We start from the raw sequence: 22,082 nt of genomic DNA on the forward strand, positions 1-22,082 counted from the left end.
AATTATCTAGCTATAGAGGTGATTTTAAGGTCTTTTGCCATACGATATGAAAAATTTGTACAAAAGTCTGGGAGTTTTTCTTACTATCTTCATTCTTGGAGTTAGTCCCTTACATGCCCAATGTATTCTGTTTCCTGGGAATCTGGTTTTTACCGGAGTCAATTTGGATGACGATGGACCAGATGGATCTAATCAAAATGATCGATTTAGCTTTGTTTTGCTTCAGGATGTAAGTGAAGGGCTTGAAATTCATTTTACTGATTTGGGTTGGACTACAGCCAATTCTTTTCAGGCTTCAGATCGAGCCTTGACAGATGGGGTAATCAAGTGGACTGTGCCAACCGGTGGAGTTGAATCCGGGACTCAGATTACAATTGATGCCAAATATAACCTTGCTGCTTCTCTAGGAACTGTAACTGGAGTCACAGCTACCGGAAATGATTCAGGTATTTTCATGGATCTTGGGCTTTCTGGCGACCAGCTTTTTGCATTTACAGGTAGTACCGCCACACCCTCTTTAATTGCGGGTGTTAATTTGAATCAAAGTTGGACTAGCCTTCAGCCAGACAAACTCACCTCTTCAGAATCAAGCCTTCCAGGAGCCATAAATGTTGCAAATGCTCAAAATTTGAGTTTGGTAAGTGGCTTCCAAAATGGATTTAGCAATGCTGTCATTTCTGGAAGCAGCTTTAGTGGACTTTTTTCTGATATAGTTTCCACGTTTAATGTATCATCCAATTGGAGTTTTGATGAAACATACTTACCCGATGCAGTCCCTTCTGAATTTTCGTTGCCAAAATCCCTGACTTTTACAGTCACTCCTTTTAATTTCCTTAATGATCCTAAAGGAACTGCTACTATAACTTATGGTGACAACACACAGTTTGAAGTTACCAAAGTGGACACGAGAAATATCACTTCCTACCAATGGCAATTAAGCACAAATGAAGGAGTTGATTATTCGGACTTGAGCAATGCTGGGATTTACTCAGGAACTACCACATCAACTTTAGTAATCACTAAGCCGCCAGTTTCCAATACCAACTACCGCTATCGCGCAATAGCAATCGATGCTTGTGGAAATGAGGCTATTTCTAATCAAGCAACACTTAGCGTAAATCCAAAATCATTAACGGTTAACTTGATAGGAACAATCGAAAAGGAAAGAGACGGAAATACACAAGCTGCCGTAGCAAATGAAAATTTGGAGCTGACAGGTCTGCTTAGTGGAGATGATGTGGCGGTAGTCAATCCGGGAGCAGGCACTTATGCTTCTGCATTACCGGGTACAAACATTTTAGTAACCGTAACTGGTCTTTCAATCTCAGGAGCTGATGTGGAGAATTATTCCCTTGTTTCTACTTCTACATCAGCCAATATTGGAACTATAGTCGATACTACTCCTCCTGCTGGATATTCTGTTGCTATTGACCAAGACCCAATCAATGAATTGAATGACACTGATATTAGCTTTACACTATCAGGTGCTGAGCTTGATGCAAGTTATACATATACCTTTATCAGTACTGGGGGAGGTACAGCAGTAAGCAGTACAGGCTCTATTACTTCTGCAACACAGCAGATTACCGGAATAGATCTAAGTGGATTAGGAAATGGAACGGTGACAATTTCAGTTACTCTTTCTGATCCTAGTGATAACGAAGGTGAAGCCGTCACGGATACTTCTGTTAAGGCAACTAATTTTCCTCCGGTAGCTATTCCGCCTACAGCGCCAACAGTTCAGGAGGATGATGTTAATGTGACATTGTCAGATGACTTTGCAGTAGCAGATTCTAACGGAGATAATCAAACCCTGACGCTGACAATTACAGGTGGAACATTGACTTTGGGGACTGCCAACATAACTTTTGGTGGAGATGGAAATGGATCAGCAAGCTTTACAGCAGCCGGAACATTGGCTGATATAAATTCAGCTTTGGCAGGTGCTACCTTTACCCCAACGGCAGATTTAAATGGCAGTGACGCTGGAACGATTTCTTTTATAAGCAATGACGGGAAAGCTAATTCCAATACAGCTTCTGTCAGCTTTGATATCACCGCTGTAAATGATGCCCCTGTAAATACAGTTCCTGGGTCACAGAACGTAGATCAAAATAGTACCCTTTTATTTAATGCTGCCAATAGCAATCAAATTTCAATTTCGGATATTGATTTGGGTGCAAATGATATCGATGTTTCACTCACAGCGACCAATGGAAGAATTTCTTTGTCTGCAACCACAGAACTAATATTCACAGAAGGAACAGGGACCAATGATGGAACTTTAAGATTTTCAGGCAGTCTGGTAAATGTCAATAACGCCTTAGATGGACTCACTTTCAATCCCACTGCAGGCTATAATGGTCCCGCAAGTTTAGAAATAATCAGTAACGACCAAGGATCAACTGGATCAGGAGGAGCTCAGACAGATACAGATTTGATTTCCATTACAGTCAATTCCATCAATCCAGTGGTAACTTCTGTAAATTCAAACTATTCAGATGGAGCATACAAAATTGGGGATGATCTTACGATCTCAGTGAATTTCAGTGAAATTGTAACTGTAACAAATGGGACTCCACAATTGACTCTGGAAACAGGAACCACAGATCGGGTAGCAAGTTATTTGACAGGCAGTAATACAAAGACTTTAGAATTCATATATACCGTACAAGAAGGTGATTTTACAAGCGATCTAGACTACTTCAGTAATACAGCCTTAGCCTCAAATGGATCGGAGATTAAAGGCCCGACCTCATTGGATGCCACCTTAACCTTGCCCGAACCAGGAGCCACCAATTCCCTTTCAGCAAATAAAGACATCATCATCGACGGGGTAATTCCAACAGTTACTTCGGTTTCTGTACCGTCAGATGATATTTACGTGGCAGGGGAAACGCTGGACTTTACGGTTAACTTCTCAGAAGCAGTAGTGGTTACGGGTACACCACAGATCAGCTTGACTATAGGTTCAGAAACCCAGCAGGCCAGTTATGTGTCAGGCTCAGGTACTAGTGCACTGGTATTCAGTTATGCAATTGCAATGGGGGATTTGGACTCGGATGGGATCACTTTAGCTGGCAGTATTTCCCTAAACGAAGGAACCCTCCGTGATGCAGCAGGCAACGATGCCAATCTTACCCTTAATGGAGTAGGGGATACGGATCAAGTATTGGTAGATGCATTAGCGCCTACCGTAATAAGTTTGGTTATAGACGACACTTCTCTTACAAGTGGAGAATCAAGCCTTGTTACTATCACTTTCAGCGAAGCGATAGCAGGATTGACTTTGGCTGATTTTACAGTGGCCAATGGTAGCCTTTCAGGTTTAAGTTCATCGGATGGTGGGGTTACCTGGACAGCAACTTTTACTCCAAGCGATGGTATAGAAGATGAAACCAATATAATTACACTTGCCAATTCAGGATTTGCAGACCTGGCTGGAAATACAGGAACAGGTACCACAGATTCCAACAATTATTCGATTGATACCCAGCGTCCGGCCGCAACAATAGTGGTTGCAGATACGCAGTTGACAATTGGAGAAACAAGTCCTGTCACGATTACTTTCACGGAAGCTATATCAGGATTAGCAATTGGTGATTTTACCGTTCAAAATGGTAGCATATCGGGTTTGAGTACTTCTGATGGAGGAATTACCTGGACGGCAACATTGACGCCGAGCACCGGTGTTGAAGATGCCACCAATGTGATAACGCTGGATAATACTGGCTATGTTGATCAGGGAGGAAATGTTGGAACAGGAGTTTCCAATTCCAATAATTATTATATAGATACCCAAAAACCATCGGGCTATTCAGTTTCCATAATTCCTGACAGAATTAATGGAGTAAATCAAAATAACTTTAGTTTCAACTTGATTGATGGAGAAATTGGTTCGGATTATTCTTATTTGATCAACAGTAGCGGGGGAGGAACCCTAGTAACTGGAAATGGCACAGTAAGCTCCGCCAATCAATTAATAGATGGTATAAATGTCTCAGGACTAGCCGATGGTCAACTTACCCTTACGTTGACCCTCACTGATCCTGCGGGCAATGAAGGAGAAAGTGTAACCGATACGGTTGAGAAACTCTTACCTGCAAAATTGACCATACGCTCCGTTCAAAACGGAGATGAAGTTGGGGTTGACGGTCAATTTGAAATAGTCACTGACAATACCTTTGCTGCAAACACAGGCCTAACCCTTGAAATTGGAGGAACCGCAACTCCAGGAGTTGATTTCGAGCCAATAGGCCTTGCACTTGTTTTCCCAGGAAATACTAATTCGATCTGGGTCCCAGTAGAAGTGATAGATGATATAGATGTAGAAGGCGATGAAACAGTCAGTATCCAACTGATAAGCACCGACAATTCCTTGGTCACCATTGGAAATCCTAGCGAAGCTACCCTGACAATTGCAGACAATGATGTGCCAAGGCAATTGACGATCACCCCAGATTTCAACCAGCAGAAAGTATATGGGGATGACGATCCGACGACCTTTAGTTACACCGCCAGCGGATTTGATTCCGGTGATGATAAAACCATCATCCAAGGGTCACTTACCCGAGAGTCTGGAGAGGATGCAGGCACTTATTCCTTTACATTAGGAAACCTGAATGCAGGACCGAATTATGAATTAGTGCTCAATCCGGAAGTCTTTACCATCACGCCGGCACCGTTAACGATCACCGTAGACGCGGGTCAAAGCAAGGTCTATGGTGATGTCGACCCAACCTTCACCTACTCTGCTTCCGGTTTTGAAAACGGAGATGATGAAAGCATCCTAAGCGGAACCTTGACAAGAGCAACCGGAGAGAACATAGGAAACTATGCGATCACCTTAAATAACTTAAGCTCAGGAGATAACTATACGATAGATTATAAAGGAGCTGACTTTGAGATTACCCCTGCTACCCTGACTATCACCGCAGACGCAGGTCAAAACAAGGTCTATGGCAATGCCGACCCAACTTTCACTTACACGGCTTCAGGATTTGAAAATGGAGACAATGAAAGTATTCTGACAGGAACCTTGGCAAGAGCAGCCGGGGAAAATGTAGGAACTTATGCGTTAAACTTGGGCACTATAGCCGCAGGGGGTAACTATACGATAGATTATACAGGAGCAGACTTTGAGATTACTCCTGCCTCCTTGATTATTACCGCAGATGCAGGTCAATACAAGGTCTATGGAGAAGCTGACCCAAGCCTAACTTACACAGCTTCTGGATTTGAAAACGGAGATGACGAAAGTATCCTGTCAGGAACATTGATAAGAGCAGCAGGAGAGAACATAGGAATCTATGCAATCACCCAGGGTAGTCTGAATGCAGGAGACAACTACACGATTGATTACACCGGAGCGGATTTTGAGATCACTGCGAAAACGCTGATGGTCACCACGGACGCAGGTCAAAACAAGGTCTATGGCGATTCAGACCCAACCTTCACTTTCAAGGTTACCGGTTTTGAAGGAGGTGATGATGAAAGTATCCTGACAGGAGCCTTGGTCAGAGAGACCGGAGAGAATGTGGGCAATTACCCAATCAACTTGGGGAGCCTAGATGCAGGGAGCAATTACATGATTATCTTTACAGGTGCGGATTTTGAGATCACTCCTGCCACCCTGACGATCACCGCAGACGAAGGGCAAAATAAGGTCTATGGAGAAGCTGACCCAAGCTTAACTTACACGGCTTCCGGATTTGAAAACGGAGATGACGAAAGTATCCTGACTGGAACATTGGCAAGAACAGCCGGAGAGAATGTAGGAACATATGCGATCAACTTGGGCACGGTAGGCGCAGGGGGTAACTATACGATAGATTATAAAGGATCGGACTTTGAGATTACTCCTGCTAACCTCACTATCACCGCAGATGCAGGTCAAAACAAGGTCTATGGCGATGCCGACCCAATCTTCACTTACTCGGTTAGCGGTTTTGAAAACGGAGACGATGAAAGCATCCTTTCAGGAATTTTGGGAAGAGTAGCAGGAGAGAATGTAGGAACCTATGCTATCAATCAGGGGAGTCTAAGTGCTGGAGGTAACTACTCGATCACCTATAATGGAGCGGACTTTGAGATTACTCCTGCTACCCTGACTATCACCGTAGACGCAAGTCAAAGCAAAATCTATGGCGATGCCGACCCAATCTTCACTTACACTGCTAGCGGTTTTGAAAGAGGGGATGATGAAAGCATCCTGACAGGAGCCTTGGCCAGAGAGACGGGAGAGAATGTGGGCAATTACCCAATCAGTTTGGGCAGCCTGAGTGCAGGAGACAATTATTCGATCGACTTCACTGGAGCTGACTTTGCCATCACAGAAGCCACGCTGACAATCACAGTTGATGCGAATCAAAGCAAGGTGTACGGCGAGGCAGACCCTACCTTAATCTACACAGCTACCGGTTTTGCATATGGCGATGATGAAAGCATCCTGACAGGAACTTTGGCAAGAGCATCTGGTGAGAATGTGGGTGATTATCCGATCAACCTGGGTACGGTCAGCGCTGGCGATAACTATACGATCAACTTTGTAGAAGCGGACTTTACTATAGCCAAGAAAGGCCTGACCATCACAGCAGACGACAAGCAGAAAACTTACGGCGAAGCCAATCCAACCGTGACCTTCACTTATGACGGTTTGGTCAATGGAGACACGGAAGTGGAAACAGAGCCAAGCATCACAACGACTGCTACAGCTGGTTCAAACGTGGGAACTTATCCAATCACCTTAAGCGGAGGAGTGGATCAGAACTATGCAATCACCCTGGTAAACGGAACGCTGACCATTGGTAGAAAGGACTTGACCATCACAGCTGATGACAAGCAGAAAACCTACGGCGAAGCCAATCCAACCCTGACTTTCACTTATGACGGTCTGGTCAATGGTGATATGGAAGTGGAAACAGAGCCAAACATCGCTACTACAGCGATAGCAAATTCAAACGTGGGTACCTATCCAATTACCCTGACAGGTGGAGAAGATCAGAACTATGCAATCACGCTAGTTGAGGGAACATTGACCATTTTACCGGCAGAGCTAGAGATCATGGTAGAAGACATGCAGAAGATCTTTGGAAGGGAAGATCCGGTGTTTATTTATACCATAAGTGGCCTAAAGGCAGGTGATGGTGAAACAGTGGTGACTGGTGAACTGGTTAGAGAGATCGGAGAAGAAGTAGGCTTTTATGAGATCCAGCAGGGCAGCCTGGATGCAGGGGCTAACTATACGATAGTTTATACAGCAGCCGAACTGGAGATTATTCCTGCTGTGCTGTTGATGATCAACAACCCGGAAATTATCCAGACCCAGTGGTCTGTCATGCCGGAACTTCCGGAGACCCTGACTATCCTCACCGCAGACGGACAGGAAGTGGAGATCCGGGTCATCTGGGATGACAGCACTTTGGACCTTTTCAGCAGGGGGATTTACACCCTGTTTGGTGCCTTGCAGCTGCCGGAGGGTATCTTGAACGAATCGGATGAAAAGGCGGTGCTTCAGGTGGAAGTGTTGGCCAAACCGGCACCGACAGACATAACCCTGAACAACGATAGCTTTGATCCGAGTCCGACGGTCTTTTTCCAGGAGGTTGGAGCCTTTACGGTTGTCGACCCGATAGATGACATCCACATCATCGAACTGGTACCTGGAGCGGAGGATAACGAATACTTTGAGATCATAGACGGCATTCTGTTCTGGAGCAGCGCGGATGAGGCTGCAGGCCGCACCGAATTTACGGTATTGGTTCGGGTAACCGACAGAGACGGCAATGTACTGGAGAAAGCCTTCCTGGTCACGCGAACCAGAATCAATCTAGAGAATCTGGAAGTGTACAACACCTTTACTCCAAACGGAGACGGGGTTAATGACACCTGGGGACTTCCTCAGCTGCGCTACTATCAGGGTGTGAGACTACAGGTGTTTGACCTAAGCGGGGAGCGGATCTTCTACTCAGAGGATGCGGATGTAAGATGGGACGGAACTTATCAAGGCAATGAAATGCCAACGGGCGCTTACTCATGGGTGATAGAAGTGATCGAGACAGGGGAGAAGCGGATGGGCGTGTTGAACCTGATCAGGGAATAGGAGGGGAAGGATGAAGTCTGAAGTGAGAAGGATTAAAGTCAGGAAGACCATAGACGGAAGGAGATTGAAGTGAGAAGTTTGAAAGATCTGTAACCTGCTTTCTACAGGTAAGTCCGAAATCGTAAATCAGAAGGCAGTTTGCAGTGAGAATAGAATAGAAATTAGAGACAAGAAAAACAGAGAAACAGATGAATCATACCATGGGAAAAATCAAGCTGGTGCTTTTGGCAGTACTGATCCTGACGGTTCAGGAGTCCTACTCCCAGTCCCGGAAATACATCAGCCAGTTTTCGCACTTTCAGAGCTACTTCAATCCAGGTTTGACAGGCTATGAAGGAAGTACAGTCCGGGGCTTCGTCCGGAATCAATGGGCTGGGATGGAGGGAGCCCCGAAGACTTACTTTTTCAGCACGGAACTGGACTTCGGCCAGTTGTCGGGGGTGGAAGACCCGGAGCTGATGGGAAAGAATGCAGTCTCTGTAAATCTCCTACACGACACCTATGGGGCCTTCCGTGAAACCGAACTGATGCTGGGTTATGCCTCCAGGGTCAGGATCACCGAAAAGCATAACTTAAGACTGGGAGCAGGAATCAACTACCAGCAGATCAGACTGGATGGCAATGCCCTGACAGCAGAGGAGCAGAATGATCCGACTTTGGGCCGATACCTGGGACAGTTTACCGATATGCAGGTGCTGGACTTCAACCTGGGACTGGCGCTGACCCATCAGAATTACTATGTGAGCTATGGCATGCATAGAGTAAACGGAGGAAGGATTACCTCCGGGGATTCCTTTATGGATGGGTACCCGTCCAGCAAAATGATACAGGCAGGGTTTCGAGAGAGACTGAGCCCGAATCTGTCCCTGATCACCAATGCCTTTTACCGAACCCAGAAGAACCTTCCCGACCAGTTGGACATCAACATGAAAGTTTTGCTGATGGACAGACTTTGGGTTGGAGGTGGCCATAGGGTAGACTATGCGACCAATCTCCAGTTTGGGGTGCTTACCGATAGACTACGGCTGGGCTATGTGTTTGAGTTTCCAGTGGCAAGATCCTATCAGTTACCTGGACGGATCCATGAGTTTACGGCAATCTTCCAGCTCTTCGCCAAAGACGAGCGGGACAACCGGGATTTAATCCCGATTTGGTAAGAAAGGTTAGGCTATATAGAAAAAAGGCATTTTTAAAATGATTGTCGGAATACTGATAGTATTCTTATGACTAATTGGGTATTTCTTTACAATGACCTTTGACAAATTATTATTAGTCGAATGAATTTCCTTTTCTATAATCATCCTTTCCTCCTATATTTAACTTATCAACCAGACTCAAAAGGAGTTGAAAAAAGTTAGTGAGCGATTCGGTGAGCTTAATTTGAAATTAGATGATATTTGATTGTTAATCAGTTACTTATACGAGTTGGTTCAAATCCTGTCACCCCGACATTCAAGAAAGCAGTTCTTCGGGGCTGCTTTTTTTTTGAAGTGAAATGGAATATTGTGTTTACATCCTTTACTCTGATCGCCTGGGGAAGTATTATGTAGGCCAAACTGGGGATCTAAGCAAACGTTTGGTCCGCCATAATTCGGGAAGAGTGCGGTTTACTCGGAAAGGAGTTCCTTGGGCATTGATTCATAGCGAGTCATGCGATTCCAGATCAGCGGCAATGGGATTGGAAAAAAGGATCAAAAACCTGGGTGCAAGGCGTTATTTGGGGAGTCTGGGGAGGGAGTCCGGTTAGCGTATCCCGACCGGGGCCAGCATGGTCGTCCTGACAAAGTCAGGATCACCATGATTTGATAATCAGGGAGTTACAAAGAAATTTGTAATTCCTTTTTTTATGCTTGCATAAAAACTCATATATCTAAAAATATAGTATTCATCTGCCCCCGCTGGGTGTAGAAGGATTTTGGTTAGGATAAGCGTAATTTTTCTGTCCTGCTCCCGAAAATTTTTGCGGATCGGCGTTTCGCTAGAAAGCTTTACAAAAGCTTTTCCTAACACTCGATATTGCCTTTATATTCATACAAATTTTTAATTTGCTATAGCTTTAGCTAAAAAACTGATTGATTGAATTTGGATTGCTACTGTTGTGATTTTGGGTTTTTTGGTCGATTTTTAATGATCAAAGCTATTATTCTTTGATTTTTAGTTCATTTTTATTAGTTTATAGGGCTTGATATGATTAATCAGTTCTTACCAGTAAATCTGATTTAGTCACATAATCGAATGTTTAACTTAAGCCTTGAAAATCATGAATATAAGTACCGATAAAATCAAAGAATTGCTTGGCGGAGATGCCGATTCCCTTTTAAACCACGTCAGCAAAACCATAGACAAAAGTCAGTTGCATATGCCAGGCGCGGATTTTATTGACCGGATTTTCGTTCAAACGAACCGGAATTCACAAGTGCTAAATAGTATGGCTAGTTTGTTCAATCACGGTAGGCTGGCAGGTACGGGCTATTTGTCCATTCTGCCCGTAGATCAGGGAATTGAACATTCTGCTGGAAGTGCATTTGCCCCAAACCCGATTTATTTTGATCCGGATAATATTGTCAAACTCGCTCTAGAAGGAGGGTGTAATGCCGTGGCTTCTACTCTGGGCGTGCTGGCTACGGTTTCTAGAAAATATGCGCATAAGATCCCCTTCGTAGCGAAAATGAACCACAATGAACTCCTGACTTATCCCAATAAACACGATCAGATCCTATTTGGCTCCGCAGATGAAGCATGGAATCTAGGTGCGGTGGCTGTGGGAGCCACGATCTATTTCGGTTCTGAGGGGTCGAATAGACAAATTATCGAGATAGCCCAACTTTTTGAGCGGGCACACGAACTCGGAATGGCCACGATCTTGTGGTGCTATACCCGGAATAGTGAATTCAAAAAAGATGGCGTGAATTATGAAACCGCTGCCGACTTGACTGGACAGGCCAATCACCTGGGCGTGACGATTCAGGCCGATATCATCAAGCAAAAAATGCCGACCAACAACGGTGGATTTACCAAAATAGGTTTTGGTAAATCTGATCCGGATATGTATGACAAGCTCAGCAGCGAGCATCCCATCGATCTTTGTAGGTATCAGGTAGCTAATTGTTACATGGGACGCATAGGCTTGATTAATTCTGGAGGGTCTTCGTCCGGAGGAAAGGATTTGGAAGAAGCCGTCAAAACTGCCGTAATCAACAAAAGAGCAGGGGGAATGGGGCTCATTATGGGGAGAAAGGCATTCCAAAGACCGATGAAAGAAGGAGTAAACTTGCTGAATCATGTACAGGAAGTGTATCTAAATAAAGAAATAGATTCGGCATAATCCTTTTCTACCAAATATGGCAACCTTAGGTCTTATCTTTCCACCACTAGTTTGAGATTACCGATAATTGGTTTTTTTCCGAATTCCAATGAAATCATATTTTCTAATGGCCTTGCCGAATAATTCTCAGAACCTACAAACTGAATAACAATGAAGACGTCTTTTAAAGCTGTCATTATGGATATGGATGGGGTCATCACACAGACTACTGAGATCCATACTGAGGCATGGAAAAGGATGTTTGATGATTTTCTCCAAAACGAATATGGTCCAGATTTCAAACCTCTTGCTATCGAGGATTATAAGGAATTCATCGATGGGATTTCTAGGTTTGATGGGGTCAGGAATTTTTTGAAATCCCGGAATATCGAATTGCCAGAAGGATTGGAAGACGATGACTCAGAAAAAAAAACAGTCTATGGTCTTGGAAGACGAAAGAATCACATCTTCCTGAAATTGCTGGAAAAACGAGGTGCAACTAAATATGAAGATGCCTTGGAGATGATCGACTACTGGAAAAAGAAGGGGATGAAGCTCGCGGTCATTTCGGCTAGCCGTAACTGTAAGCACATTTTAAACTCTGTTGGTATATTGGATTTATTTGATGCAAGAGTCGATGGGATTACCCAAAAAGAAGAAAATTTAAAAGGAAAGCCAGAGCCGGACATCTTCTTGAGAGCATGTAAGCTTTTGGAAGTTAGTGTGGGACAAGCTATCGTAATAGAAGATGCTAGAGCGGGGATTCGTGCAGGGAAAAAAGGTCAGTTCCCCTTAGTCATTGGGGTGGACCGATACGGCGATGGGGAGAATCTAAAGGAGGCAGGTGCTGACATGGTGGTCGGTAATCTATGCGAATTAAAAGGTCAATTAATTTAAATCTATGAGAAAAGCGGAAAAACTACCCGATGCAATTCAAAATATAGAAGAGATTTTCAAGCAAATAGGATCAAAGCAACCGGCATTGTTTCTCGATTATGACGGTACTTCCACACCGATCGTACCCAATCCTGAGGATGCGATCCTTTCAGTTCAAGCCAAAAAAATCCTCAAACAACTATCTCAAAAAATCAACGTCAGCATGATCAGTGGGAGGGACAGGGAGGATGTTGCTGCTATGGTTGACCTGAATTCGCTCATTTATGCCGGAAGTCATGGCTTTGATATAAGTGGCCCCAATGGTCTAGAAATGCAATATCAATCTGGAATGAAAGCATTACCTGATTTGGATGAAGCTGAAAAAAATCTAACTAAGAAACTCAAAAATATCAAAGGATGTAAAGTCGAGCGCAAGAAGTTTGCAATCGCAGTTCATTTTCGAAATGTCGATGAGCAAGAGGTAGGCTTGGTAAAAAACAGGGTAGAAGAAGAGCTGAAAAATCAGGATCGATTAAAAAAAGGAACGGGAAAGAAAATCATCGAACTCAAACCGGATTTAGATTGGCACAAAGGTAAAGCACTTACCTGGCTAATGAAAAAACTGGACCTAAATGGAGCCCAATATATCCCCATTTTTATCGGGGATGATGTTACCGATGAGGATGCACAGAAAGTGGTGGAGGAAAATGGGATTGGGATTATAGTAGATCCTATCGACTCTGAGACTTCGGCTACGTATAAACTTAAAGACCCGGAAGAGACTATCCGTTTTTTAGCAAAATTAAACGATCGGCTAAAGGCCTAAAAAGGCAACAAAAAAAGCCAAACGATAAGCCGCTAAAGATCAGATAGAGACTGATCGGATGCGTAATTGCTTCGATTCATTTCTTGACTAAAATGCAATTTTATGAGTAATTTTAATATAGAATATAAAGGGTGGAAACCTGAAGAACAGAAACTCAGAGAAGCCATCTGTACTCTGGGTAATGGCTATATAGCCACAAGAGGGGCGGCAGAGGAAAACAAAAACGACAAGTTCAATTACCCAGGGACATACTTAGCTGGTGGATTTAATCGGGCCAAAACAAAGGTTTCGGATAAAACAATTGAAAATGAAGATTTCGTCAATTTCCCCAATTGGCTCTGCCTGAGTTTCAGACCTGAGGATGGGGAATGGTTGGATCTGGAAAAATTTAAAGTCCTTCATTACAATCAAACACTCGAAATGAAAGTCGGTGTGCTCACCCGTGAATTCCGGGTACAGGACAAAAAGGGCCGACGGACCGCGATTAAAAGCCACCGAATAGTAAGCATGCGGGATCATCACATGGTAGGGCTGACCTGGATATTCCAACCTGAGAATTGGTCCGGGAAGGTCATATTTAACTCCGGATTGGATGGGAATGTGACCAATAACAATGTGGAGCGCTATAAAGAACTTGAAAATCGTCATCTAGAGCCGCTCGAAACTGAAGTGATAAATGAACATTCGATTTTTTTAAGGGTGCAAACCCGGCAGTCAAAAATCACCGTGGCTCAGGCTGCCAGAACCAAGCTTTATCACGAAGACCGAGAGCTCAACCCGCTATCCAATTCCAACCAAAGCGAAGGACAAGTCTGTCAGGAATTTCAGATCAATGTCAAAGCCGGTGAAGAATATACTCTGGAAAAAATAGTGGCAATCTATACGTCGAGAGATGAAGCGATCAGTGAAGCTGGATTAGAGGCTAAAAAGGATATTCGCCGAGTCGAAAGATTTAAGCAACTCTTGTTTAGGCATACTGATGCATATATCAGGCTTTGGCATCGGGGAGATCTGGAGTTTGAGGATGAGGGCAATAACCAGGATCTATTAAGACTCCATATTTTTCACATCATGCAGACCGTTTCAAAAAATAGCATCGGAAGAGATGTGGGGGTGCCTGCCAGAGGACTTCATGGAGAAGCGTACAGAGGACATGTTTTTTGGGATGAGCTCTATATTTTTCCTTTTCTAAATCTTCGTTTTCCGGATATTACGCGGAGTCTGCTCATGTACAGGTATGAGCGATTGGACGAGGCTCGACATGCAGCCAAAGAAGATGGAAAAAAAGGGGCGATGTTTCCTTGGCAGAGTGGGAGCAATGGCCGGGAAGAAAGTCAGGAAATCCATCTTAATCCCAATTCGGGAAACTGGATTCCGGATAATACACATCTCCAGCGCCATATCAATTCTGCTATAGTATATAATATCTGGAATTACTACCTGGCGACAGATGATCAGCAGTTTATGGATTTTTTTGGAGCTGAGATGATCTTGAGTATCGCTCTTTTTTGGGAAAGTATGGTCATTCATAATGAAACCAGGGATCGGTTTGAGATCCATCATGTCGTAGGGCCGGACGAATACCATACCAATTACCCAGACTCCGACGAAATTGGCCTAAATAATAATGCCTATACCAATGTGATGGCTGCTTACGTAATGCAGAAAGCAATCAAAATTTTGGACATTATTGAGAAGAGTAGGAAAAAAGAGCTGCTGGACGAACTGGGACTAACCGATAAAAATCTAGCGCTCTGGAGAGAGATCGGACAAAAAATGTACATACCGTTTCTGGAAGGAGAAATCATCGAACAATTCGAAGGTTATGGTGATTTGGAGGAATTTGCTTGGGATGAATACCGTGAAAAATACGAGGATATCCAACGACTGGATCGGGTACTAGAAAGTGAAGATGATACTCCAAATAAATATAAAGCCAGCAAACAGGCTGACGTTTTAATGCTTTTTTACCTGTTTTCTAAAAATGAAATTCAGTCGATTTTTGAAAAGCTCGGATATGAGTTTACGGAACAAACAATCGGTAAAAACATTGAATATTATAGAAAACGTACCACCCATGGGTCCACCTTGAGCAGGGTGGTATTCTCTTGGATACTGATCAGATATGACAAAAAAAGGTCATGGGAGAATTTCAAGACCGTTTTGGTCAGTGATTTTAAAGATATACAGGGCGGAACTACTCCTGAAGGAATTCACCTTGGGGCCATGGCTGGATCCGTAGATCTTGTCCAACGGGGCTTTTTGGGACTTGAGGTATGTGAGGATGCTTTGTGGGTAAATCCTCCAAGACTCAAATCACTTAAAAAAATCAAATTGAAGATAAAATATCGACGGCACTGGATCTCAATTTTAATAAGTGATCAGAAGGTTAAAATCTCATTTGAAGAAGGGCATGGGAATAAAGTTAATATCGGAGTATTTGATAAAATCCTCGAATTCGAACTAGGTCAGGAAAAAGAATTTTCGCTGCCTCCAGATGCTTAAAAAATCGAAGATCAATCCAATAAATCTTTAATTCTAAATAGATGGCTGAAACGAAAAAAACCAAAAGAATAATTGAAGATGCTTATTTAAAGTCTTCCGATGAAATCCTTGAAGCAATCGACGTAGATCAGGACAATGGTCTTTCGATGGAGAAAGTAGAAAAGAGGAGAGAAGAATACGGGTCCAATATTCTAGAGGAAAACGAGAAAGAGAGCATCTGGGATATCCTTATATCTCAGGTCAATAATCCGATAATTTACCTATTGACAGCGGCGGCCACCCTTGCGTTTATTTTTGGCGATATTCCAGAGGGTATTGCCATAGTGGTCGTCATGATCGTTAATACTGCCATTGGCTTTTGGATGGAATTTAAAGCTCAAAAATCCATGGAGGCTCTCAAGCAAATGGATAAAATAAAAGCGAGGGTAATTCGAGATGGCAAAGAGGAAAAAATCGATGCTGAACAACTTGTCCCAGGAGATATTTTGATTGTGAAATCCGGTGACCTTGTAGCTGCTGATGCCAGAATTTTAGAAGCTATAGAGTTGGGAATAGACGAGTCTCCGCTGACAGGAGAATCAGTTCCGATTAATAAGTCCTCCGAAGTGATGGAGGAAGAAAACCCTATCGCTGACCAGAAAAATATCCTATTCAAAGGAACAGCCGTCACAGGTGGCTTCGGAAAAGCGGTCGTCTATGCCACGGGAATGCATACCGAATTGGGAAGTATCTCCGCCATGGTGGGACGCGAGAAAAAGGATCAAATCCCGCTTAACCAAAAACTAAACAAGCTGACCAAAAGGCTCATTTTTGTCACGGTAGGCCTGGCAGTAGCTTTTTTCATAGTTGGCTGGATTGCGGGAGAGGAAGTATATGAATTGATTCAGACATCCATCGCATGGACCATCGCTGCTATTCCTGAGGGACTTCCGATAGTAGCCAGTATTGCTTTGGCAAGAGGAATGCTTCGATTGGCAGATAAAAATGTGATCGTCAAAAAGCTGGAAGCGGTGGAAACTTTGGGCGAGACTACAGTGATTTTTACCGATAAAACTGGGACATTAACCGAAAACAAACTTACGGTACACACATTGTTTTTTCCGGATGACTATCGAATGGAAGTGGATTGGCGAAGTGGTGACAATCCCAAAATTAAAGAAAAGGAAGGTTCCGAAGCCAATGAAAACTTTAATCATATCCGAAAAATAGCGGTCTTGGCAAACGATGCTAATTTATTTAGTGAGGATGAAATCAACGCTGATTTAGACCAGTCTCAGGAATCAACTACCAATGATTCTGATTCCGTAAGTGATTCTGAGGGAAAGCCTGAAAAAGAAAAAGATCCTAAAGATGAGTCTGCTGAGAACCAAGATTCAGAAAATAATCAAAAGGAATCCAATAATGCTGACTCATATCGGGAGAAAAATATCCGGAAGGGTAGCGATAATAAAACTGATGAGAAAAAAGAAGTAGATGTAGATCTCGATATTAACGAAGGTAAAATTCAAATCAAAGTAGATACATCCGATAGGAGCTCTGATATAAATGTGGATATCGATGTCTCTTCAGACGACAAAAACATCAATGTTCATATAGATTCTGATTCAAATGAAGAAAATGAAAATGAGACTCAAACAAAGAAAAAGGATCAAAAATCTCAAATGGAAAGTGATGAAGGGGACATAGAGGAGGAGGAAGAAGAGACTGAAGCTCAAGAAGAATCGGAGGAGGGTCAAAACAAGCCTAAGGGAGAAGGAGATCCCTTGGAGGTGGCACTTTTGAATTTTGCCTATCGATTTGACCAGGAGAGGTATAAAAAACACCGGGAGCTAGAGCGGAAACTGCATGATCCATTCGATTCTGAAAACATGGTCATGGGGGTGATCTGCAAAGAAGGCGATGGATATTATGTAGCGGGAAAAGGTGCTGCACATGCGATTTTGGATCGTTCTTCAAGTACTCTTCTGAATGGAGAAGTCAAAGAAATGGCTGATGAAGATCGAGAATATTGGCATAAAATCAACGATGACTTAGCCGATGAAGGATTACGGGTTTTGGCTTTTGGTTTTAAGAACACGGAACAACTGCCTCAGGGGGAGGAAGCGGCAGATTTTTTACAAGACCTGACTTTTGTGGGTCTAATCGGATTTTTAGATCCTCCACGAAAGGAAGTAGCTGGCGCTCTCAAAACCTGTCATCATGCGGGAATCAAAGTAGTGATGGTTACCGGGGATCATCCAGGGACTTCAAAAAACGTGGGCAAACAGGTGCATCTCTTCCGGGATGACGAGGATATGGATTCCTTGACTATTTCAGGTCAAGATCTTAAACAAGCACTTGAAGAGGAGGAAGGCTCGAAAATCAGAGAAAAGGTCATATTCTCAAGAGTTGATCCCTCTCAGAAGTTGGCATTGATCAAGCATTTTCAGGAAAAAGGAGAACTGGTTGGAATGACAGGAGACGGCATCAATGATGCTCCCGCCCTCAAAAGAGCCAACATTGGTATTGCCATGGGACAGCGGGGTACTCAAGTCGCACAGGAGGTTTCGGATATGGTCTTGAAAGACGATGCCTTTGGTTCTATTGTAGAAGCGATAGAACAGGGAAGGATTATATTTGGAAACATACGGAAATTTATCATTTACCAACTGTCCTATCATTTAAGTGAGATCCTGATTATCGCTCTGATCAGTTTCACCCTATTCACATTACCACTGCTTCCTTTGCAATTGCTGTTCTTAAATTTGCTTTCCGATGTTTTCCCGGCCTTGGCTTTGGGTGTAGGAGAAGGCAATCCGGGTGTGATGAAAAAACCGCCCAAAGACCCTAACGAACCCATTCTGACCACCCAAAACTGGACTCAGATTGGACTCTATGCGATCATATTGACAATTTGCATTTCTGGAGCCTACTTCTTTTCCCATTATGTATGGGAAGAGTCCGAGGAAATCACAAACAACGTAGCATTTTTCAGTTTGGCATTTGCCCAGTTATTGCATGTGTTTAATATGCGGGAAAATGATGAGCATCTCATATTCAATCAAGTCACCCGAAATAAATACATCTGGATGGCACTTGGGTTATGTAGTTCCGTGCTGATTGCGGCTTATTTTATCCCGGGAATATCGGAGGTTCTTGAATTTAGGGACTTGGACCCACGCCTCTGGGTTTTGATAGCAATTACCAGTTTCTCACCACTGATCATTATCCAGCTGATCAAAATCATCCAGCATAAATGGAAGTCATAAACGAAGAAGGAGAAAATTTTTCTTTAACTAGTGAATTTCAAGTTTTATTGACTTCTAGGAAAGGTTGGAGGTAAGTATTTAATTGCGGCAAAAAATGTTTCTCTTGCATCACCTATTTTAATCGAATGGGATTAAAATATCCAGCAGAGACAAAAAAAATCATGACTTAGGGGGCCCTGTGACATTTTTGAAGAGATATTAGTTTTCATAATGGATAACCATGAAAAATAAACGAGTCAAAAACCTAAAACGAGAATTGCTTTCAGATAATTGGTATCGACTAGAAAAGGTGAGTTTTGACTTCCGGCTAGGAAATGGAAAATGGGAATCCCAAACTCGTGAAGCCTTCGATAGAGGAAACGGAGCCGTGGTGTTGATGTATAATTTGGAGAAAAAGACCGTTATCCTTACCCAACAGTTTCGACTACCCACTTATTTGAATTGCAATGAATCGGGATTTATGATCGAGGCATGTGCCGGATTATTGGACGGAAATAATCCTGAGGATTGCGTACGTAAAGAAGCAGAGGAAGAAACCGGGTACTGCTTGGATCAAGTGGAGAAAATCTTCGAATCGTATATGTCGCCGGGAGCGGTGACCGAAATTCTCCATTTTTTTATTGCCGAATATACGGACGAAATGAAAGTGGGTGGTGGGGGAGGAATATCCAAAGAACAGGAGCGCATCGATGTTTTGGAATTGCCATTCGAAGATTCCTTTAAAATGATTACTGGGGGAGAAATCAGAGATGCCAAAACCATCATGCTTTTACAGCATTTGAAAATCTCTGGGAAAATGACCAAATAAATGATGGGTTTCCTAATATCGTTTAGAAATGAAGATGGATTAGTTTTTTTATTGGTAGTTTTATTTTAATCATAAATAGTTGACGATAAGCTTTTTATTGATGATTTTTCTATATTGTAAAGGAAAATATCTCTAAGTTACTGAAAAGATGGATCAATTTTTAAATCTTCTCCTGCCCGCTTTGATTAGCAGCAGTATCGTGGGTGTTGCGATAGGTTTGATTTTTAAAAAAAGAAATGAGACTATCGCGGCTGAAGTTCGGAATCAATTTGAGCAAAATATGACCATTTTCAAGACTAATTACCTTTGGAAGGAAAAATCGGTCTCCGAATTATTGGGTCAAATTTACATACAGTTTAACCGAACGAATCGGGCATTTAATCGCTACAAAAACACCAATCTCTATCTCGAGGCCAAGGTATTGAAGGATGGGAATGAAAAGATAAGAAACTTGCTATTGGAGAAAGCCCATTTGATCCCTGCCGAACTGATCGATGATGCCAATCAATTGATCGAACACTATGATGTGTGGTTGGAAGAATTTGCTAGGCATCGTGACTCAGAAAACCCCAACCTCGATCAAAAATTCATTTATGCCGGTCCTTTGGGATTTCGATTTCCAAAAAAAGCCGAGGAGAATTTTAAAAATAAATACCATGAATTACGGAATGAATTGTATGCCTAGAGCAAGCTAGAAAAGGGTTTGGAAGTTTTTATTTATTGAAATTCAAGATGTTTAATATTTTTTCTTAATTCATATCAAGGTTATATTTTGTTATATTAGATCAAATAAAAATAGTGCCTAATCTATATTTTATCTAGTTTAATTATAAATAACTATTTTTTCGTCTTTATAAAAACATTTATATGTCTTAATACCGTTTATATATTGAAACCAAAAATAATATAAGTGATGGAAAAAGTTTGTTCGAATTGTAATTATTGGCAGCCTGAAGCACCAGTAGTTGCGCAAAAAGAAAATTATGGAGAATGTAATAAACTGAGCCATTTAGAATCCAAAATGGATCCAGATTACATTATTCCCGTATTAAATGACGGTAAGCCGGTGTCACCTGACACCAAATCGATCGAGTTTATTACCGGTTCGAATTTTGGATGCAATCAGTTTGCGAGCGCATAATATTACGTTTAACCTCTAATTAGAATTTGCCTGTCGGAATTTTTATTCGGCAGGTTTATTTTTTTCCAAAAGGAATAAAAAAAGCAGGCTATATCAAGCCTGCCTTTTTATCAAAGGGAAGCACCGAGATTAGATTGTGGTAGTTGGTGGTGCTCCCTGTTATCGTTTACATCATCGCAAAGAACATATCCAAATCAGGAATCAATACGATTCGGGTTCTGCGGTTTCTTGCCATATTTTCAGGCGTGTCATTTTCAACGATCGGTACATAACTCGCACGTCCCGCCGCGATCATTTTCTCCGGTGCTACTTGGTATTTTTCCTGAAGTTCTCTCACAATTGAGGTAGCTCTTTTAACAGATAAATCCCAGTTATCTTGGACCACGGAATTGGAAATGGATCGTGGATCAGTATGACCTTCGATCATTACCTGAAGACTCGGCTCGGCGTTGATGACCTCGGCTAGTTTTTCAAGTAGTGGCTGTGCTTTTTGATTGATCCGATAGCTTGCTGTATTAAAGAGTAATTTGTCGGAAACCGAAATCATCACGACTGTATTTTCTATACTGATATCGATATCATCTTCCTCATCGCTTTCGGAAGAAATCGACTTTTTGATGTTGTGTTCGATAGCCAGATTTACAGAATCTTCCATCGTTTTAGCCTCAGCCAGTAGTTCTGGATCCACATTTTGGAGGGTTTGCTCCAGTTTGGCTCGTTGATTTTTTGAAACAGGCACGGTTCCGTCAAAACTCAATAAGGAATTATTACTTTCTTCCAACTCCGTGTTGGTGTCTCTTAGGCTATTGATGCGTGCATTGTACTCGGCCACGCGTTGTTCGATAGCCGCCATTTTTTCTTCCAGTTCAGTTTTTTCCTGGTTGATTTCGGCCAGTTCGGTCTGTGTTTTAAACAGATTGCCTTCCAGTTCGGTGTATTTTTTCTTGGATACACAAGAAAAGGTCAGCGTGACTCCCACTAGGGTTACTAGGACTATTGATTTTTTCATAGTAGTAAAAGTTTATTGGTTTATGGGGCAGAAATTGCAAATCTATTGCCAAAGTGAATTTTACGTAAATCTCGCTTGATTTTTTGGTCTTAATCGGAAGCTATTTGAGTTGATGAAGTCGCCTAAAAAATTGAAAAACAAGTTTTTAACTTATGTGGGCTCAATTCTGAAACAAACTATAACCATAGATATAAAAATAAAAAAACAGGATTACTTCTTTTTAGAATTCATCACTGAATTTTTTTCCATGAAAAAAAAAGCCCA

The 22,082-nt window shown here is 42.4% G+C and carries 12 protein-coding genes; 11 read left to right on the forward strand and 1 reads right to left on the reverse strand.

Annotated features, from left to right (window positions below; translation table 11 throughout):
• Window positions 1-46 precede the first annotated feature (46 nt).
• The 11 genes from BM043_RS08510 to BM043_RS08565 all read left to right on the forward strand — a co-directional run bounded on the left by BM043_RS08510 (window position 47) and on the right by BM043_RS08565 (window position 20,809).
• Window positions 47-8,101: an MBG domain-containing protein gene (locus BM043_RS08510; protein WP_092790721.1), complete on the forward strand. Its 8,055-nt coding sequence runs from the start codon at window positions 47-49 to the stop codon at window positions 8,099-8,101.
• A gap of 188 nt (window positions 8,102-8,289) precedes the next feature.
• Window positions 8,290-9,258, forward strand: coding sequence for a PorP/SprF family type IX secretion system membrane protein (locus BM043_RS08515; protein ID WP_245752994.1), 969 nt, complete (start codon window positions 8,290-8,292; stop codon window positions 9,256-9,258).
• Window positions 9,259-9,596: 338 nt separating this feature from the next.
• Entirely contained in the window at window positions 9,597-9,848 is a 252-nt protein-coding gene (locus tag BM043_RS08520) for a GIY-YIG nuclease family protein (protein ID WP_092790723.1), read from the forward strand.
• Window positions 9,849-10,361: 513 nt separating this feature from the next.
• Complete coding sequence (locus BM043_RS08530; protein ID WP_092790975.1) at window positions 10,362-11,426, forward strand: class I fructose-bisphosphate aldolase; 1,065 nt, start codon at window positions 10,362-10,364, stop codon at window positions 11,424-11,426.
• A 150-nt stretch (window positions 11,427-11,576) separates the two neighbouring features.
• Window positions 11,577-12,302 carry an HAD family hydrolase gene (locus BM043_RS08535; RefSeq protein WP_092790727.1) on the forward strand — a complete coding sequence of 242 codons (726 nt, stop codon included), beginning with the start codon at window positions 11,577-11,579 and terminating at the stop codon, window positions 12,300-12,302.
• Between the two features lie 4 nt (window positions 12,303-12,306).
• Window positions 12,307-13,107, forward strand: a complete 801-nt coding sequence (otsB, locus tag BM043_RS08540) for a trehalose-phosphatase (protein WP_092790729.1) — start codon at window positions 12,307-12,309, stop codon at window positions 13,105-13,107.
• Between the two features lie 102 nt (window positions 13,108-13,209).
• Complete coding sequence (locus BM043_RS08545) at window positions 13,210-15,612, forward strand: glycoside hydrolase family 65 protein (RefSeq protein ID WP_092790731.1); 2,403 nt, start codon at window positions 13,210-13,212, stop codon at window positions 15,610-15,612.
• A 41-nt stretch (window positions 15,613-15,653) separates the two neighbouring features.
• Window positions 15,654-18,860, forward strand: a complete 3,207-nt coding sequence (locus BM043_RS08550) for a cation-translocating P-type ATPase (RefSeq protein WP_092790733.1) — start codon at window positions 15,654-15,656, stop codon at window positions 18,858-18,860.
• Between the two features lie 220 nt (window positions 18,861-19,080).
• Window positions 19,081-19,668 (forward strand): NUDIX domain-containing protein, encoded by a 588-nt coding sequence (locus BM043_RS08555; protein WP_092790736.1) that lies wholly within the window; start codon window positions 19,081-19,083, stop codon window positions 19,666-19,668.
• A 148-nt stretch (window positions 19,669-19,816) separates the two neighbouring features.
• Window positions 19,817-20,353, forward strand: coding sequence for a hypothetical protein (locus BM043_RS08560; protein ID WP_092790738.1), 537 nt, complete (start codon window positions 19,817-19,819; stop codon window positions 20,351-20,353).
• Between the two features lie 228 nt (window positions 20,354-20,581).
• Window positions 20,582-20,809, forward strand: coding sequence for a hypothetical protein (locus tag BM043_RS08565; RefSeq protein WP_092790740.1), 228 nt, complete (start codon window positions 20,582-20,584; stop codon window positions 20,807-20,809).
• A 166-nt stretch (window positions 20,810-20,975) separates the two neighbouring features.
• Here the strand turns inward: BM043_RS08565 and BM043_RS08570 are convergent, their stop codons facing one another.
• Entirely contained in the window at window positions 20,976-21,818 is an 843-nt protein-coding gene (locus BM043_RS08570; RefSeq protein WP_092790742.1) for an OmpA/MotB family protein, read from the reverse strand.
• Window positions 21,819-22,082 lie beyond the last annotated feature (264 nt).

This window comes from Algoriphagus hitonicola (genome assembly GCF_900113375.1).
Classification (GTDB): Bacteria; Bacteroidota; Bacteroidia; order Cytophagales; family Cyclobacteriaceae; genus Algoriphagus; species Algoriphagus hitonicola.

Coding starts and splice junctions, on each gene's coding strand:
- BM043_RS08570 (WP_092790742.1), bottom strand. CDS start 21,818: ATGAAAAAATCAATAGTCCTAGTAACCCTAGTGGGAGTCACGCTGACC.
- BM043_RS08530 (WP_092790975.1), top strand. CDS start 10,362: ATGAATATAAGTACCGATAAAATCAAAGAATTGCTTGGCGGAGATGCC.
- BM043_RS08550 (WP_092790733.1), top strand. CDS start 15,654: ATGGCTGAAACGAAAAAAACCAAAAGAATAATTGAAGATGCTTATTTA.
- BM043_RS08560 (WP_092790738.1), top strand. CDS start 19,817: ATGGATCAATTTTTAAATCTTCTCCTGCCCGCTTTGATTAGCAGCAGT.
- BM043_RS08515 (WP_245752994.1), top strand. CDS start 8,290: ATGAATCATACCATGGGAAAAATCAAGCTGGTGCTTTTGGCAGTACTG.
- BM043_RS08545 (WP_092790731.1), top strand. CDS start 13,210: ATGAGTAATTTTAATATAGAATATAAAGGGTGGAAACCTGAAGAACAG.
- BM043_RS08555 (WP_092790736.1), top strand. CDS start 19,081: ATGAAAAATAAACGAGTCAAAAACCTAAAACGAGAATTGCTTTCAGAT.
- BM043_RS08535 (WP_092790727.1), top strand. CDS start 11,577: ATGAAGACGTCTTTTAAAGCTGTCATTATGGATATGGATGGGGTCATC.
- BM043_RS08520 (WP_092790723.1), top strand. CDS start 9,597: ATGGAATATTGTGTTTACATCCTTTACTCTGATCGCCTGGGGAAGTAT.
- BM043_RS08565 (WP_092790740.1), top strand. CDS start 20,582: ATGGAAAAAGTTTGTTCGAATTGTAATTATTGGCAGCCTGAAGCACCA.
- otsB (WP_092790729.1), top strand. CDS start 12,307: ATGAGAAAAGCGGAAAAACTACCCGATGCAATTCAAAATATAGAAGAG.
- BM043_RS08510 (WP_092790721.1), top strand. CDS start 47: ATGAAAAATTTGTACAAAAGTCTGGGAGTTTTTCTTACTATCTTCATT.